This window comes from Streptomyces sp. TLI_105 (assembly GCF_900105415.1).
Taxonomy (GTDB): Bacteria; Actinomycetota; Actinomycetes; order Streptomycetales; family Streptomycetaceae; genus Streptomyces.
The window spans coordinates 4,316,098-4,330,509 of sequence record NZ_FNSM01000001.1 but is presented as its reverse complement, the minus strand read 5'-3'; the positions used below and the strand labels follow the sequence as shown (position 1 = coordinate 4,330,509).

Sequence of the window (14,412 nt, the reverse complement as noted above, 5' to 3'; positions counted from 1 at the left end):
TCGGCTGCGGACGCGCGCACCGGGAAGTTCGGCAGTACGCCGGCGCGGTATCAAGGCCGGCAAGTGGTGTAGTAGTTCCTTCGGGGCCCTGGTGCCGTACGGCACCAGGGCCCCTTCACGTGTTCCACGGAGAGGTGCAGATGACAGCAGATGACTCGTACGGTCGTCTCGACGACGACGACTACCCCGCCTACACCATGGGCCGGGCCGCCGAGATGATCGGCACCACCCAGGGCTTCCTCCGCGCCATCGGCGAAGCCCGTCTCATCACCCCGCTCCGCTCCGAGGGCGGCCACCGCCGCTACTCCCGCTACCAGCTGCGCATCGCCGCCCGCGCCCGGGAACTCGTCGACCAAGGCACCCCCATCGAGGCCGCCTGCCGCATCATCGTCCTGGAAGACCAGCTCGAAGAAGCCCAGCGCATCAACGCCGAACACCGCCGCGCCGCCGAAGCGGCCGCGCCGCCCGCCTCGGCCTGAGACGGGCTCGCGCCGCTTCCCCTCCCCGTCCGGCGCTCGTCCGAGATGACGGGCACTCCGCGACCGTTCCGGACCGCGACGGACCGCGACAGGCCCGGCCTCGTCCGGACCCTGCCCCCTGGTCAGGCGGGATCCCCTGACGCCTCCGTCGGACGGGGGAGTTCGGCGAGGAGGATCTCGGCGGCCTGGGTGACGTTGTCGGCGCGGACCGCGCGGGCCATGGCCGTGCGGGCGGCCTCGGGCGTCGTGTTCGGCGGGACGACCATGAGGGCGAAGTGGTCGTTGTCGCCCCGGGTGATCAGGACGGTGTCGTCGCCGACGGGGAAGGAGTCGAGGTGTACGACCCGGCCGTCGACGATGAGGCGGGCCGGAATGCCGTTCCAGGCGGAGGCGTCCAGGCCGACCCGGGTGATGGGGCCGAGGTACTCGGTCAGAACGGTGACCAGCGGCGGGATCTCCTGCCCGACGTTCCGGGAGCGCGGCCACCACGCGCCGTCGAGGACGCCCTGCCGGGACCGTGTCGTCTCCAGCCGGAGCAGCGCCGTGCCGGGGCCGACGGCCTCGTGGACCGCGTCCGGCAGCAGGCGGGGGTGTGCAGGGGGAATGCCGGCGTCGGTCATGACAGATCCGCCCGTCCACGGGGGTGGCGCCGCTGCTGCCCAGGTCCGTACGCGGCTGTTGCCGAACCGGCGAGGGGGAGCGGGCCCCGTCCCTTCACCGTACTCCGGGACACGGCGACGAGCCGGTACGGCGGCCCTTCGCCCCCGGCGGGCACGCGTGGCGGCCCCGGCCGCCGGGGAGCGTCCTGGAAGCCGCACCGCGATGCCGCCGGAGCCGGCACGTCGGCACCGTGCCAGGCCGTCGGTCCACCGCCCGCTGGGAGGCTCCGGATGACCGTCGGACGCCACGGGGGCCGGGTCCCCGACCGCGCGGAGAGCTTCGGGGAGGGACTCCTGGGAACGATCCTGGACGGTGCGCACGCGCTGCCGCCCGACCGCGTCGGCCCCTTCGTCGCCGGCACGGTGGCCCGGATCGGGGGCCGGAACGTGCAGATCCTGCTCCAGGACTACGGGCAGCAGAAGCTCGTCGCCCCAGGGGTGCCCTTCAGGACGGTGAACCCTCGCGGGCGAAGAACAGCGCGTCCCGGCCGTGCCCGGGGCAGCCTCGAAGCGCCGCTGCCCGGTCAGTGGCCGCGGGGCGCGTACATGATCACGGCCATTCCGGCGAGGCAGATCAGGGCGCCGATGACGTCCCAGCGGTCGGGCCGGTAGCCGTCGGCGACCATGCCCCAGGCGATCGACCCGGCCACGAAGATCCCGCCGTACGCGGCGAGGATGCGACCGAAGTCGTCGGCGGACTGGAAGGTGGCCACCACCCCGTAGAGGCCGAGGGCGATGACGCCGGCGCCGATCCAGATCCAGCCCTTGTGCTCGCGGATGCCCTGCCACACCAGCCAGGCGCCGCCGATCTCGAAGAGGGCGGCGACGGCGAACAGGGCAACGGAACGGGCGACGGTCATAACGGCCGACCCTACTGGCGGCCCGCGGGCGAGGAGCCGATCACGGTTCGCACCGGTGGTGCCTCACCGCGGCGGTCTCACTGAGAGGCCCACCAGGTCGAGGGCGCCGCGACGGTGTACCCCAGCGACTCGTACAGCGGCCTGCCCAGCTTCGAAGCGGTGAGCGTGACCGGCAGGTCCGCCAGGTGGGCGAGGGAGCCGAGCATGACGGCCCGCCCCACGCCGCGCGACCGGAAAGCCGGCGAGGTGCCGACCCAGTAATGGCTGCCGACGCCGTCGTCCACGACGCTGACGCCGGCTCCCGCGGGCACGCCCTCGTGCGTGGCGAGGAACACGTCCACGCCCGGCTGCTCGATCAGCGCCCCCGGGAACAGCTCGCCGGGGCGGTAGGGCTGGAATCCGGCCAGCTCGAAGCCCTCGATCACGATCCGCTCGGCCGCCTGGAGGTCCTCGGGCCGCCGTACCCGGATCACGTCCAGCGCCGGTGCGTCGACGGGCCCGGGCCGGCGCAGCATGACCGGCATCTGCCAGCTGCGCATGCCCAGGTGGCTCAGGTCGGTCGAACCGAACGGATCCTCGGCGTTCACCGGGCCTGCGGCTCGGCGCACCAGCTCGCTCAACTCGGCCAGTTCGCCCGGGTCGAGGTCCGGCTCCTGGATCAGGATCCGCAGGCCGGCGCGCACGTCGCCGTCGACCGCGACGAATCCGCGGCGCCGGATGACCTCATGTCCCCGGGATCGGCCGGTCGCGGTCCACAGGGCGGCGGAGTTACGGGCCTGACGCATCGGCGCCTCGGCCAAGGCTATGGATACGGGCTGGTCGACCGACGTAGATCGTGTTGTCATTGCGCCTACGCTACTGCCCAACTGCCCCATTTCAGAGGCCAATTCCGCGCGAGCCGGCTGGGCCACCTGCGCGGCCGGACCGCCTGGCGAGCACGAGCGGCGCCATGTTCCGTCTCGATCGTCACCGCTGCGCCGCGTTCACAAGACCAGGCCGAGACGCGAGGAGCCGCACGACCGGTCCCGCTTCCAGGCCGGCCCGCGGCCCCGCGAGCTCCTCGTCGCGATCCTTCGCAGGTCAGTCGGGCACCGGCGCCGTGAGGCCCGTGCGCAGCAGGGACAGGAAGGCGGCGGCGGGGCTGGAGGGGCGTCGACCGGACCTGGCTTCGAAGGCGGTTCCTCCGGGTCAGGGGCCGTACGCACACGCCCGGCGCCGCCGGACGTACGGTGGACGTGTCGGGGAGCGGGACCGCCCCGCTCGGACCGCCCGAGGCGCCTCCCTGGTGAAAGGACGGTGCCGCCTTGGACCGCAACGGCCCGGAAGCCCTGCCGGCACCGGGGCACGCCGAAGTCCGCATCGTCGCCGCCACGCCGGATGCCGCCCGGATGGTGGCCGACATCCTCCGCCACTGCTTCGCCGGCGGCGAGCAGCGGAGCTATCCCGCACCAGGCGGAGGCACCCGCCTCCACCTCACCGTCGACACCACGCACGCCGCCGAGCCGGCCCGGTCCTGGCTGGCCGCCAGCAGGCCCCCGAGCGGCACCGGCCCCCACGCCGAGGAATTCTGACCCGCCCCGGAGCATGAGAGAGAACGGCCCCGGTCGTGAGTCCGCCCCGGTCAGGGAGTGCCGTGCGCGCCCGCCCCGTGGCCCTGGCCGCGCAGTCGCTCGTTGATGCGCTGGGCTTCTTCGAGCTGGTCCTCGAGCACGATGATGCGGCAGGCGGCCTCGATCGGGGTGCCCTGGTCGACGAGTTCCCGGGCGCGGGCCGCGATGCGCAGCTGGTAGCGGGAGTAACGCCGGTGACCGCCCTCGGAGCGCAGCGGGGTGATCAGGCGGTGTTCACCGAGGGCGCGGAGGAAGGCGGGGGTGGTGCCCACCATCTCGGCGGCCCTGCCCATCGTGTAGGCGGGGTAGTCGTCGTCGTCGAGATGGTCGGCGGGGCGGGAACTGCCAGGGGGCATAGGCCTCTTCTTCCGGAAAACGTGTAGGGGGCCCGGGTGCCGTGACGGCACCCGGGCCCCGAGCTTCCTGCACCATCTACCGGCCGGCTGTGCCGGCCTTCTGTGTCCGCAGGTTCCGCCCGTCGGGGCGGGGCTGCGGGGATCGCGGATGTGTGACCGGGGACCACCTTCCCATCGGGGCCTGCGGTACCCGGGCGGCTCGATCCCTCGCCCGGGCGATCCTGATGGCGTTCCGCTCCTTACTCTCGGTGCCTCTCCGTACTGTCACTTCCGATACCGCTCGCGGCCTCTTCGGCCGCGTCCTGCACATCTGCTCGCTCGGCCGTTCGTTTCCGCCGAGCCCACGGGGACTTCCTAGGTACAGCAACAACAGTAGGACGAGGAGAGGTGAATGTCTACCTTCGCCGTGACAGTTTTTCTCCCTGCTCCGACCTGGCATTCCTTCTCCCCGGGCAGACGGAAGCCTGTCGTGCGGGGCCGTGTCCCGGGAGTCCGCCGCCTTCGCCCACCGCGAGCGACGCGACGGGGCCCGGCCGGGACGATGCCGCCGCCCCCTCCTCCCGTGGTGACGACCGCTCCGGACGCCCCTTTCGGACGGCCCCGTATCTGCATCGGCGACATGAGGGTGTGAGGGGCGGCACGGTCAGGATTTTTACCGCACAGAAATAGCTGCCCCGTTTAACCGACGCCGGCCGAGGCCGCGTGCTAGTCTCGATTTCAGTTGCAGTTGTGGTTCCCAAAAACTTCAAGCACCTCCGGCCGAGCCTCAAAGGCTGGGAGTGCTTTTTCGTCTCCGGTCTCTCCGGCGGGGTAATCATCGCGGCGACACGGCATCCGCGCAGTGCGGATTGCCGATGAGCCTCAAAGGAGATATGACATGGCTACTGGCACCGTGAAGTGGTTCAACGCTGAAAAGGGCTTCGGCTTCATCGAGCAGGACGGCGGCGGCCCCGACGTCTTCGCCCACTACTCGAACATCGCCGCCCAGGGCTTCCGTGAGCTCCAGGAAGGCCAGAAGGTCCAGTTCGACATCGCGCAGGGCCAGAAGGGCCCGACGGCCGAGAACATCGTTCCGGCCTGACGCTGACGCGCACCACGTAGCTGGGGCCCGCATCCTTCGGGGTGCGGGCCCCAGCCGCATATGCCTCCCGCGCCGCCGCAGGACGAATTCTCCGGATCCGGGTCCGAACCCGCGCCGCGAGCGACCTGGATCTCCCACTCGGCCACCAGGCCCGTCTTTCGCAGCTCGCGATCGACGGTCGCACCGGCCGCCGCGTCGACTTTCATTCCCCGTTCGACTTTCACGCCCGTTCGACTTTCATGCCCCCTTCGGCGCCGTCCCGGAATTCTCCCACCGCTCTTCGCCCGCGGAGAATTCCTTGATGCGCACCGTGTCGAGGAAGGTTCCGCATGAACAGCACGCACGCGACCGATGGTCTCCCGGACCGACGCGGCGGAACCTCACGTCTGGGCCGGCATGACCGTCGGGGTGGCCCTCGCGGTCGTGAAGGGCTCCACCCCACCGCCGTGCTCCGGGGCTCCCGGGCCGGCCACCGCGCCGCCGTACCGGCCCCATCCGCTTCCTTCCCTCTGCGAGGTCCCATGCGCTGCGTCATCGCCCGCTTCCCGTTCGAGCTGACCAAGAACGGTGTCCTGGAAACGATGAAGGGCGTCAAGCCCGAACCCGTCACCGGCGAGTCCGTGGTCATCGGGCGCCGCGAGTATCCCGCCAAGCAGGTCGGCGCCGTCATCACGCGCCAGGACCGCCGGGACTTCACCGCCCACGAGGTCGTCCGGGCCATGACCCGGCTCGGCTTCACCTGCCGTACGCACTCCGCGGCGTCCCCCGCGATCGCCGTCGACCCGGTCCAGCGGGCGTCCGCCCTGCTCGACACGCCCACGGCGGTCTGAGCGGCGGACAGACGCCCGTCGTCTGGAAAGGAGGGCCCGACCGGTGCGCACCGGTCGGGCCCTCCTTGCGTTCCGTGCGGGCTCGGTGGTCGGAGCAGCTGGAACCGCCCACCGTCCGGGCGCCGACGTCCGCGATCGCCGCACGGCTTCGGGAGCGCCCAGGGGCCCCGGGAGGAGCGCCACGCCGCGGGCAGGGCCGAGCGGCGCCGGGACGGGGGAGCAGATCCAGCGGTGGGGATGGCAGCATTGCCCTCGGTGAACGTGTCGGACCGCCGACGCGTGCACCGGAAGGCCCGCCGGAGAGGTTCCGGGCCGGATCACGCGCGACAAGGGCGAGGGCCTGACGACTCGTGGCGCTGTTCCGAGCCCGAGCGGCTTGCGTACGTCTTCCGGTGCTCGCTGCGTGGGCGCCCGTACCGGACCTCCGCGACCGCGCTCCAGAGAGATGAGAATGACAGCAGACGATTCGATCGGCCGTCTCGACGATGACGACTACCCCGCCTACACCATGGGCAGGGCCGCCGAGATGCTCGGTACGACACCCGGGTTCCTCCGCGCCCTCGGTGAAGCCCGGCTGATCACCCCGCTGCGCTCCGAGGGCGGCCACCGGCGCTACTCCCGCTACCAGCTGCGCATCGCCGCCCGGGCCCGGGAACTCGTCGACCAGGGCACCCCCATCGAGGCCGCCTGCCGCATCATCGTCCTGGAAGACCAGCTCGAAGAAGCCCAGCGCATCAACGCCGAATACCGCCGCGCGGCTGCCGAACCGCAGCCCCCGGCACCGGAATGAGCCGACCGCGCCTTCCCTTCGACGCCTGACCTCCCCGGGGCCCCGGCCCATCAGCGGGGCGGACACCACGACCCACCTGGCGCCGTTCACCGTGCGCTGACACCCGCCGAGACCCCCGGAGGGGTGTGCCCCCCGTCGGGGCGAAGGCCCGGATCGACGATCCGGGCCTTCGTCGTGCGGGCCCGTCAGGGCTCGCCCTGTCCTTCGCCGGCTCGTTTGCGCGCGTAGTGGGTCCGGCCCTTGGCGGAGTTGCCGCAGGTGGCCATGGAGCACCAGCGGCGGCGGCCGGCTCGGGAGGTGTCGAGGAACAGCCAGCCGCATCGGTGGCCGGGGCAGACGCGGGTGCGGTCGTTCGGGAGCGTGCGGAGCAGGTCGAGGGCCTGGAGGGCGAGTGCGTGGCGGGGGAGGTCGAGGCCCGACGCCTCGACGGTGACGTGGAGTCCGGGGGTGGCCCCGTGGGCGGTGAGGCGGGCGTGGGCCGCCGCGTGCTTCCAGTGGTCCTCCACCCGGGCGACCGCCTCCGCGGGGGCCGGGGCGCCGTGGGCGAGGGCCGTGATCAGGTCGTGAAGGGCCTCGCGCAGCTCGCGGACGCGGGTCAGGGCGCGTTCGGCCCGGGCGGGCTCGGTCTCGGCGAGCTGCCGCAGGGCCGTGAGGTCGGCGGGGGTGAAATGGCCGGTGAGGCCGGCCCATTCCAGCAGGCGGGGGTACGCGTCGAGCCAGTCGACCGGCTCCGCGTTCCGCGCCGTGACCGTGTTCAGGAGGTCGATGACGGGGTGCCCGCCGACCAGGTCACGGGGGTGGAAGGGGTGCGGCTGGATGGTTCCCGTCACGTCTGGCCGCCTTTCGTGCGCCTGCCCGGCCTTGCTCCGTCCATCCAACCAGTGTACTGATGTTACCCGGTTGGAATCCGGTTCGGATGCGAGGAGCGCTCATGGCTGCCGCCGTCGAGATCATCACCGCCCCCTGGAACCTCGGGCTGCGACCGCCCGCGCCGGGGCACGAGCCCGGCGCCTGGCGGGCCCCGGACGCACTGCTGTCGGCGGGTCTGGCGGAACGGCTGCGGCCGGACCGGGTGGTGGAGCTCGACCGTCCGCCGTACGCGTTCGATCCGCAGCCCGCGACCCGCGTCCGCAACGGCGTGACCCTCCGCGAGCACACGCTGCTGCTCGGCGACGCGGTACGGGCCGCGCTGGCCGCCTCCCGGTTCCCGGTCGTGGTCGGCGGCGACTGCAGCGTCCTGCTCGGCTGCCTCCTGGGCGCCCGGCACCAGGGACGCTGCGGCCTGGTCCACCTCGACGGACACAGCGACTTCCGGCACCCCGGCAACCACGACATGAGCACGTCCCTCGGCTCGGCCGCCGGAATGGACCTCGCCCTGGCCACCGGCCGGGGCGAACTGCTCCTCACCCACTGGCCCGGGGTGGGCCGCCCCCTGGTCCCCGACGAGGACGTGATCCAGATCGGCGACCGGGAGGACGACCAGACGCCGCCGGTCGTCCGGTTCACCGCCCGGGAGATCCGGCGGATCGGGATCGCCGAGCTGGGCGAGCGGGTCGGCCGTCGCCTGGAGCTGCGCGGCCTCGACCGCGTCTGGCTCCACCTAGACCTCGACGTGCTCGACGAGCGCGTCCTGCCCGCCGTGGACTCCCCCGGCCGACCCGGCCTGGACTTCGCCCGGCTCGCCGAACTCGTCGCGGGCCTCGTCCGCACCGGCCGCGTGGTGGGCCTCGACGTCACCGTCTACGACCCCGAGCTCGACCCGGACGGCAGCTACGCCGCTCCCCTCGTCGACTGCCTCGGCTCTGCCCTGACCCCGCTCGCGACCGTGGAGACGCCCGTGGAGACGCCCGTATGAAGACGTTGCTCGCCGACGGACCCCACGGCCCCTACGCCGCCGAGATGGAGCAGTTCGGGCGCCTGGCCGGGCGGTGGAAGACCCTGATCACGTACCACCCCGCCGACGGCACACCGGTCCGCCGCGTCAGCGGTGCGTGGGAGTTCGGCTACGCCCTGGAGGGCCGGGCGGTCCTCGACGTCTGGCGGTGGCCCGGGGACGACGACCTTCCGGCCGGGGGACGCGCCCCGGACCAGGAGTGCGGTCTGTGCGTACGCGTCTGGGACCCGCGCCTGCGCCTGTGGCGGTTCACCTTCCACGGCACCGCCCGGGGCGACCTGGTGCACATGTACGCCCGCCAGGTCGACGACGAGATCGTCATGGAACGCGCCACCGGCCGCGACCTCGTCCGCTGGACCTTCTCCGACATCACCGCCGACGCCTTCCGCTGGCGCGACGAGCGCTCGGCCGACGGCGGAGACACCTGGCGGCTCGACCAGGAGGTCAGCGCCCGCCGCGTGGAATGAGCGGGCCTGCGTCCGTCGCCCGGCACGAGCGGGCCGGCGTCCGCCGTCTCAGCCCGCCGCCTGCTTGAGAAGCGCCGCGATGCGCTGCTCCGTGGCCGGGGTCAGGGCCGTGAGGGCGTACGCGGTGGGCCACAGGGTGTCCTCGTCGAGGGCGGCCTGGTCGCTGAAACCGAGCGTGGCGTAGCGGGACTTGAACTTCTGGGCGCTCTGGAAGAAGCAGACGACCTTGCCGTCCCGGGCGTACGCGGGCATCCCGTACCAGAGCTTCGCGGTGAGCGCCGGGGCGTTCTCCTTGACGAGGGCGTGCACGCGCTCGGCGAGGACGCGGTCCGCCTCCTCCATCTCGGCGATCTTCGCGAGCACCTCGGGCTCGGTGTCCGCCTTCGCGCCGCGCGAGCCGCGACGCGTGGGCGCCTTCAGCTCCTTGGCGCGCTCCTTCATGGCGTCGCGCTCGTCCTCGGTGAAGCCCTCGTACGACTTGTCGTTCGCTGTCATGGCGGTTCGTTCCTCTCTCGGATGGTCAGGCGAGCCAGCGGCCGTCGCGCATGAGGGTGCGGCCCTCGAGTTCGTTCGCCTCCCGCCAGGCCTGGACGCGCCGCGGGCGGATCAGGAAGTACTGGTAGCGGCCCCCGAGTTCGCCCGGATCGAAGCCGGTCCTGGCCGCGAACGCCTCGCCGGTCCCCGGGGCGAGGTCCGCGAGGTCCACCGGCTCGGCGGTGCCGTCGACGAGGACGACGTCGCGCGTCGGGCCGAGGGCGAGGCGCACCCGCCCGTCCGCGAGCAGGTTGCGGCCGGTGACGGAGGCGCGGGGCGTCGAGACCAGGAACGCGGTGCCGTCCCACAGGAACGACAGCGGGACGAGGTGGACGCCGGCGGCGCCCGACGCGACCCACAGGTCGATGTCGCTCTCCAGTCGCGCGCGGGTGTCCTTCAGGCGCTCCGCGAGGCCGCGGGGCGGTGCGGCGGTCATGCCGGCTGCCTTTCCTTCCGTACGCCGTGCGGTTCCGTTGGTACGCCGTGCGGTTCCGTTGGTACGCCGTGCAGTCGCAGGGTCCGGGCGCGCTCCGCCCGGCGTTCGAGCAGGTAGCCGTACGGCGAGGCGCCGTACGCGGTCCGGAACCGGCGGCTCAGCAGGCCGGCCGCCATGTCCGCGCCACGGGCCAGCTCCAGGACGTCCAAGGGGCGCGCGTACTCGCGGTCGATCCGGTCACGGACGCGCCGCAGACGGGCGAAGTCGTCCAGGCGCTGCGCGGCGACACGCGCGCGTGCCCACGCGGGGTGGCACATGGGGAGCTCCTCTCGACCCGGCCGGCGCTAGCGGAGTTCCTGGATGCGGATCAGGTTGCCCGCGGGGTCGCGGAACGCGCAGTCGCGGATGCCGTACGGCTGCTCCGTCGGCTCCTGGACGACCTCGGCGTCGGCGGCCCGCACCTTCTCGAAGACGGCGTCGAGGTCCCGGGTGGCCAGGAGGATCCAGCCGTACGTGCCCTTGGCCATCATCTCGGCGATGGTGCGGCGCTCGGCCTCGGTGATGCCGGGGTCGACGGCGGGCGGCGCCAGGAGGATGGACGTGTCCGGCTGCCCCGCGGGCCCGACCGTGATCCACCGCGTCCTGCCCTGGCCGACGTCGCTGCGGACCTCGAAGCCGAGGGCGTCCCGGTAGAACGCCAGGGAGGCGTCCGGGTCCTCGTGCGGGAGGGAACTGGTGTGAATGCTGATGTCCATGGCCTTCACGCTAGTGGCGGCCCCTGGCGCGGCGCTTCTCGAATCCTGATCCGTACCGGCGGGATCGTCTCCTTATCCGTACCGGCGGGATCGTCTCCCGATCCGTACCGGCGGGATCGTCTCAGTGGTGGAAGCCGGCGCGGTCGGCGTCCGCCGGCACGCCCTTCGTCAGGCGCTCCAGCGAGCGGCGGATGTCCTGGGCCAGCAGGTCGACCTCGTCGCGGCCGATGCCGTGGCGGATCAGGACGCGCTGGATGACGGTCTCCTGCCGGTCGGCGGGCAGCGGGTAGGAGGGGACCTGCCAGCCGCGCATCCGGAGCTGGTCGGAGAGGTCGTACAGGCTGAAGCCCGCGCCCGCCGCGTCGGTGAGGGTGTACGAGACGGCGGGCAGCGCGCCCTGACCGTCGTAGAGCAGGGTGAACGGGCCCATCCCCGCGACCTGTTCGGCGAGGTACTGGGCGGTCAGCGCGCAGGCCTCCTGGACGCGCCGGTAGCCGGTCCGTCCCAGGCGCAGGAAGTTGTAGTACTGGGCGACGATCTCGCCGCCGGGCCGGGAGAAGTTCAGGGCGAACGTCGGCATGTCGCCGCCCAGGTAGTTCACCCGGAAGACGAGGTCCTCCGGCAGGAGGTCGGCGGTGCGCCAGACCGCCCAGCCCACGCCGAGGGGCGCGAGGCCGAACTTGTGGCCGGAGGCGTTGATGGAGGAGACCCTCGGCAGCCGGAAGTCCCAGACGAGGTCCCGGTGGAGGAAGGGGGCGACGAAACCGCCGCTCGCCGCGTCGACGTGGATCGGGACGTCGAGGCCCGTCTCCTGCTGGATCCGGTCGAGCTCGGCGGCGAGCTCGGCGACCGGCTCGTAGTCGCAGGTGAAGGTGACGCCGAGGATCGCGACGACCCCGATGGTGTTCTCGTCGACGTACTCCCTCAGCTGGTGCGGCCGCAGCCCCGTGGCGCCCGGCTCCAGCGGGACCTGGCGCAGCTCCACGTCGAAGTAGCGGGCGAACTTGTCCCAGCAGATCTGCACGGGCCCGGCGACGATGTTCGGCCGGTCGGTCGGCTTGCCCTCGGCCCGGCGCCGCTCCCGCCACCGCCACTTCAGGGCGAGGCCGCCGAGCATGGCGGCCTCGCTGGAGCCGGTGGTGGAGCAGCCGAGCGCCGTGCCCTCGCCGGTCGCGCTCCCGGGGGCGTTCCACAGGTCGGCCAGGATGTTCACGCACCGCGACTCGATCTCGGCGGTCTGCGGGTACTCGTCCTTGTCGATCATGTTCTTGTCGAGGCACTCGTTCATCAGCCGGCGGACCTCGTCGTCCGTCCACGTCGTGCAGAACGTCGCCAGGTTCTGCGCCGCGTTGCCGTCGAGCAGCAGCTCGTCGTGGAGCATCGCGTAGACGACCGCGGGCAGCGACGGCTCCTCCGGCATCCGGTGCTTCGGCAGGACGCGCTCGCTGAGGGCGGAGGCGAACACGTCGGTCACCGCGTCGGCGCTCTTCGGGGCCTTCATCTCATGGAGCGCCACAGTTTCCCCTTCGATCAGCGGACTCGTCGACAGTCCTCTCATCAACCCATGGAGCCGGGCGGGGCGCCCGGTGGCGACCGGGACCGTTGACCCACCCGGGTGAGCACGGTGCCCAGGCCCTGTCCCCCGGCTCCCCCGACCAGTACGTTCCGGACGAAATGGATCATCACCGGAAGGCCCCACATGACCCCTCGCACGACCTCGCACCCGCTCGGTGACGCGGACCGGCTCGACGCCGGTGAAGCGGACCGGCTCGACGCCGAAGCCTTCGACTCCTACGACGACCTCCCCGAGCGCCTCATCGGCTACCCGGCCGTCTTCCACGCCCTCGGCATCGGCTCCTGCGCCGTCCGTACGGTCCTGGACTACGGCTGCGGGCCGGGCAAGGTCGCCACCCGCGTCGTCGAGGCCTCCGACGCGCGCGTGGTCGCCGTCGACGTCTCTCCCCCCATGCTGGAGATCGCCCGCGAGCGGCGCCCGCACCCACGGATCGACTACCGGCTCACCGACGACGGCGGGCTCGGCTTCCTCGCCGACGGCTCCGTCGACGCCGCCATGGCCTGCTTCGTCTTCGTCACCACCGGAGACATCGCCGACCTGCACGACATCGCCGCCGAGACGCACCGGGTGCTGCGGCCCGGCGGCCGGTTCGCCGTACTGGACGCCAACCCCCGCACCACGGGCATCCGGTTCTCCACCTTCCGCCGCGGCGAGCCCGGCCGCGTCTACACCAAGGGCGAGCGGCGCCGGTCGCGCCTGGAGCGCCCGGACGGCGGGGTCCCGCTGGAGCCGGTCGACCACCACTGGCCGTGCCAGACGTACCTCGACGTGCTCGGCAAGGCCGGGTTCACCGACCTGGACGTCCACGAGCCCGTCCTCACCCACCGGTCGGCGCTCCTCGGCCACGATCCGGCGGAGGCCGGACACCCTCCGTTCCTCGTGGTGTCGGGGGTCAAGCGGTAGCCGGGACCGTCAGCTGTCGGAGTAGCTGAAGTCCCCCACGGTCCAGGCACTGACGTCCGCGATCGCGACGCGGTACATCCCGCCGGTCTCGGGCATGCCCACGGTCCCCTGGAGGATGCGGGCGAGGTGGAAGTGGAGGTGGGTGGGGGACTCCGTGTCCTTCGCCTTCTCTCCCCCACCGGGGGCGAAGACCCCGGAGAACTCGGACAGCCGGGTCGAGTCCGTCAGGACCTCCGACACGCGCTGTCTCCACAGGGCTTCGGGCGCCAGCCGCCCGGTGATGACCACTCCCCCCGCGACCACGGTCAGGGACATCTGGTTGCTCCGCCCGGCTTCCACGGTGGCGGCGACGTCGACGAGCAGCTCGTCAGGAATCGACATGGAAGCCGATTCTAGGGGCGCGGGCCCGTGGGGCGGGGGTCTCCGGTGCGGTGCGATGTCAGTGTGGCGCGATGTCGGTGCGGTGGGGGGCGGTATCAGCCCGGCGCGGTGTCGGCGCGGGGCGGTGCCCACCTGGCGCGGGGCGGTGCCGGCGCGGGGCGGCGTCGGCCTGGCGGGGTGTCAGTGCGGGGCGGTGTCGTCCGCGGGGAAGGCGGGGCCGTGGCCGGGGACGATGACGTCGGCGGCGGCCAGGACGCGGAGGCGCGAGGAGCGCAGCAGGGCCTGGTCCGGGGACACCGGGTCCTCGACGGGGCCGTTCGGCCGCCACCAGAGGTCGCCCACGAAGGCGACGACGCCCTCGCCGGTGCCCGCGAGGAGGGTGATGTCCTCGGGGCTGTGGCCGGGGGTACGGATCAGCCGCAGCGACGGGGCGAGTTCATGGCCCTCGGCGTCGCGGTCGGTCCACTGGTCGGCCTCGTAGATCGCCTTGTGGTCGTGGACGCGGGCCCGGCCGAAGAGGCCGACGTTCATGGTGTTGTCGGGGTGGTGGTGGCTCAGCACGACGTCGGTGATGTCGTCGGGGCCGAGCCCCAGCGCGGCGAGCGGCCCCAGGATGCGGTCGCGGCCGGCCACCATCCCGGGGTCGACGATCACGTGCCGGTCGCCGTCGCGGACGTACGAGACGGTGGCGGCGACCCCGGGCCCGGTGGAGAGGGTGTAGCCGGTGGTCAGGATCGTGTAGGTGGCGGTGCGGGCGAGGAGGGCGTCGCCGGCGGTGTGCTTCGTCGTCGTCATGCCCCA

Annotated in this window: 20 protein-coding genes; 8 read left to right on the top strand and 12 right to left on the bottom strand. The window is 72.6% G+C overall.

All coding sequences use genetic code 11. The annotated features are described in order from the left end of the window. Nucleotides 1–140: 140 nt before the first annotated feature. Nucleotides 141–479 carry a MerR family transcriptional regulator gene (locus BLW86_RS19790; protein ID WP_093875266.1) on the top strand — a complete coding sequence of 113 codons (339 nt, stop codon included), beginning with the start codon at nucleotides 141–143 and terminating at the stop codon, nucleotides 477–479. 122 nt (nucleotides 480–601) lie between these two features. On the opposite strand, the gene BLW86_RS19785 is transcribed toward BLW86_RS19790, so the two are convergent. The 3 genes from BLW86_RS19785 to BLW86_RS19775 all read right to left on the bottom strand — a co-directional run bounded on the left by BLW86_RS19785 (nucleotide 602) and on the right by BLW86_RS19775 (nucleotide 2,843). After that, nucleotides 602–1,099, bottom strand: a complete 498-nt coding sequence (locus BLW86_RS19785; RefSeq protein ID WP_093875265.1) for a DUF5994 family protein — start codon at nucleotides 1,097–1,099, stop codon at nucleotides 602–604. 563 nt (nucleotides 1,100–1,662) lie between these two features. Next, entirely contained in the window at nucleotides 1,663–1,998 is a 336-nt protein-coding gene (locus BLW86_RS19780) for a YnfA family protein (RefSeq protein ID WP_093875264.1), read from the bottom strand. A gap of 77 nt (nucleotides 1,999–2,075) precedes the next feature. Next, nucleotides 2,076–2,843 (bottom strand): GNAT family N-acetyltransferase, encoded by a 768-nt coding sequence (locus tag BLW86_RS19775; protein WP_177181701.1) that lies wholly within the window; start codon nucleotides 2,841–2,843, stop codon nucleotides 2,076–2,078. 459 nt (nucleotides 2,844–3,302) lie between these two features. On the opposite strand from BLW86_RS19775, the gene BLW86_RS19770 reads away from it, so the two are divergent. Further along, nucleotides 3,303–3,569 carry a hypothetical protein gene (locus tag BLW86_RS19770; protein ID WP_093875263.1) on the top strand — a complete coding sequence of 89 codons (267 nt, stop codon included), beginning with the start codon at nucleotides 3,303–3,305 and terminating at the stop codon, nucleotides 3,567–3,569. A gap of 50 nt (nucleotides 3,570–3,619) precedes the next feature. Here the strand turns inward: BLW86_RS19770 and BLW86_RS19765 are convergent, their stop codons facing one another. Next, nucleotides 3,620–3,964: a MerR family transcriptional regulator gene (locus tag BLW86_RS19765; protein WP_093875262.1), complete on the bottom strand. Its 345-nt coding sequence runs from the start codon at nucleotides 3,962–3,964 to the stop codon at nucleotides 3,620–3,622. Between the two features lie 877 nt (nucleotides 3,965–4,841). Between BLW86_RS19765 and BLW86_RS19760 the strand changes: the two genes are divergently transcribed. The 3 genes from BLW86_RS19760 to BLW86_RS19750 all read left to right on the top strand — a co-directional run bounded on the left by BLW86_RS19760 (nucleotide 4,842) and on the right by BLW86_RS19750 (nucleotide 6,665). Beyond that, a complete protein-coding gene (locus tag BLW86_RS19760) occupies nucleotides 4,842–5,045 on the top strand; it encodes a cold-shock protein (protein WP_093875261.1) in 204 nt (67 codons plus the stop codon). A gap of 521 nt (nucleotides 5,046–5,566) precedes the next feature. Next, nucleotides 5,567–5,875 (top strand): SCO5918 family protein, encoded by a 309-nt coding sequence (locus BLW86_RS19755; RefSeq protein WP_093875260.1) that lies wholly within the window; start codon nucleotides 5,567–5,569, stop codon nucleotides 5,873–5,875. A gap of 451 nt (nucleotides 5,876–6,326) precedes the next feature. Beyond that, nucleotides 6,327–6,665, top strand: coding sequence for a MerR family transcriptional regulator (locus BLW86_RS19750; protein WP_093875259.1), 339 nt, complete (start codon nucleotides 6,327–6,329; stop codon nucleotides 6,663–6,665). 185 nt (nucleotides 6,666–6,850) lie between these two features. Here the strand turns inward: BLW86_RS19750 and BLW86_RS19745 are convergent, their stop codons facing one another. Beyond that, nucleotides 6,851–7,495 carry a CGNR zinc finger domain-containing protein gene (locus BLW86_RS19745; protein WP_093875258.1) on the bottom strand — a complete coding sequence of 215 codons (645 nt, stop codon included), beginning with the start codon at nucleotides 7,493–7,495 and terminating at the stop codon, nucleotides 6,851–6,853. Nucleotides 7,496–7,596: 101 nt separating this feature from the next. Here BLW86_RS19745 and BLW86_RS19740 point away from each other — a divergent pair, with 101 nt between their 5' ends. After that, nucleotides 7,597–8,520 (top strand): arginase family protein, encoded by a 924-nt coding sequence (locus tag BLW86_RS19740; RefSeq protein WP_093875257.1) that lies wholly within the window; start codon nucleotides 7,597–7,599, stop codon nucleotides 8,518–8,520. Beyond that, nucleotides 8,517–9,026: a hypothetical protein gene (locus tag BLW86_RS19735; protein WP_093875256.1), complete on the top strand. Its 510-nt coding sequence runs from the start codon at nucleotides 8,517–8,519 to the stop codon at nucleotides 9,024–9,026. Before BLW86_RS19740 ends, BLW86_RS19735 begins: the two co-directional genes overlap by 4 nt. A 48-nt stretch (nucleotides 9,027–9,074) precedes the next feature. On the opposite strand, the gene BLW86_RS19730 is transcribed toward BLW86_RS19735, so the two are convergent. The 5 genes from BLW86_RS19730 to BLW86_RS19710 form a co-directional block, all read right to left on the bottom strand. Beyond that, on the bottom strand, nucleotides 9,075–9,521 hold the full coding sequence (locus BLW86_RS19730) for an iron chaperone (RefSeq protein WP_093875255.1): 447 nt from the start codon (nucleotides 9,519–9,521) through the stop codon (nucleotides 9,075–9,077). A gap of 25 nt (nucleotides 9,522–9,546) precedes the next feature. Next, nucleotides 9,547–9,996: a pyridoxamine 5'-phosphate oxidase family protein gene (locus BLW86_RS19725; RefSeq protein ID WP_093875254.1), complete on the bottom strand. Its 450-nt coding sequence runs from the start codon at nucleotides 9,994–9,996 to the stop codon at nucleotides 9,547–9,549. Further along, nucleotides 9,993–10,313 carry a hypothetical protein gene (locus tag BLW86_RS19720; RefSeq protein ID WP_371129535.1) on the bottom strand — a complete coding sequence of 107 codons (321 nt, stop codon included), beginning with the start codon at nucleotides 10,311–10,313 and terminating at the stop codon, nucleotides 9,993–9,995. Before BLW86_RS19720 ends, BLW86_RS19725 begins: the two co-directional genes overlap by 4 nt. Nucleotides 10,314–10,340: 27 nt before the next feature. After that, nucleotides 10,341–10,751: a VOC family protein gene (locus BLW86_RS19715; RefSeq protein ID WP_093878753.1), complete on the bottom strand. Its 411-nt coding sequence runs from the start codon at nucleotides 10,749–10,751 to the stop codon at nucleotides 10,341–10,343. A gap of 121 nt (nucleotides 10,752–10,872) precedes the next feature. Continuing rightward, on the bottom strand, nucleotides 10,873–12,267 hold the full coding sequence (locus BLW86_RS19710; protein WP_093875253.1) for a glutamate decarboxylase: 1,395 nt from the start codon (nucleotides 12,265–12,267) through the stop codon (nucleotides 10,873–10,875). 183 nt (nucleotides 12,268–12,450) lie between these two features. On the opposite strand from BLW86_RS19710, the gene BLW86_RS19705 reads away from it, so the two are divergent. Further along, nucleotides 12,451–13,230, top strand: coding sequence for a class I SAM-dependent methyltransferase (locus BLW86_RS19705; protein WP_093875252.1), 780 nt, complete (start codon nucleotides 12,451–12,453; stop codon nucleotides 13,228–13,230). 9 nt (nucleotides 13,231–13,239) lie between these two features. On the opposite strand, the gene BLW86_RS19700 is transcribed toward BLW86_RS19705, so the two are convergent. Both BLW86_RS19700 and BLW86_RS19695 read right to left on the bottom strand, forming a co-directional pair. Further along, nucleotides 13,240–13,611, bottom strand: a complete 372-nt coding sequence (locus BLW86_RS19700) for a hypothetical protein (RefSeq protein ID WP_093875251.1) — start codon at nucleotides 13,609–13,611, stop codon at nucleotides 13,240–13,242. A 180-nt stretch (nucleotides 13,612–13,791) separates the two neighbouring features. Continuing rightward, nucleotides 13,792–14,406, bottom strand: a complete 615-nt coding sequence (locus BLW86_RS19695; RefSeq protein ID WP_093875250.1) for an MBL fold metallo-hydrolase — start codon at nucleotides 14,404–14,406, stop codon at nucleotides 13,792–13,794. Between the last annotated feature and the right edge of the window lie 6 nt (nucleotides 14,407–14,412).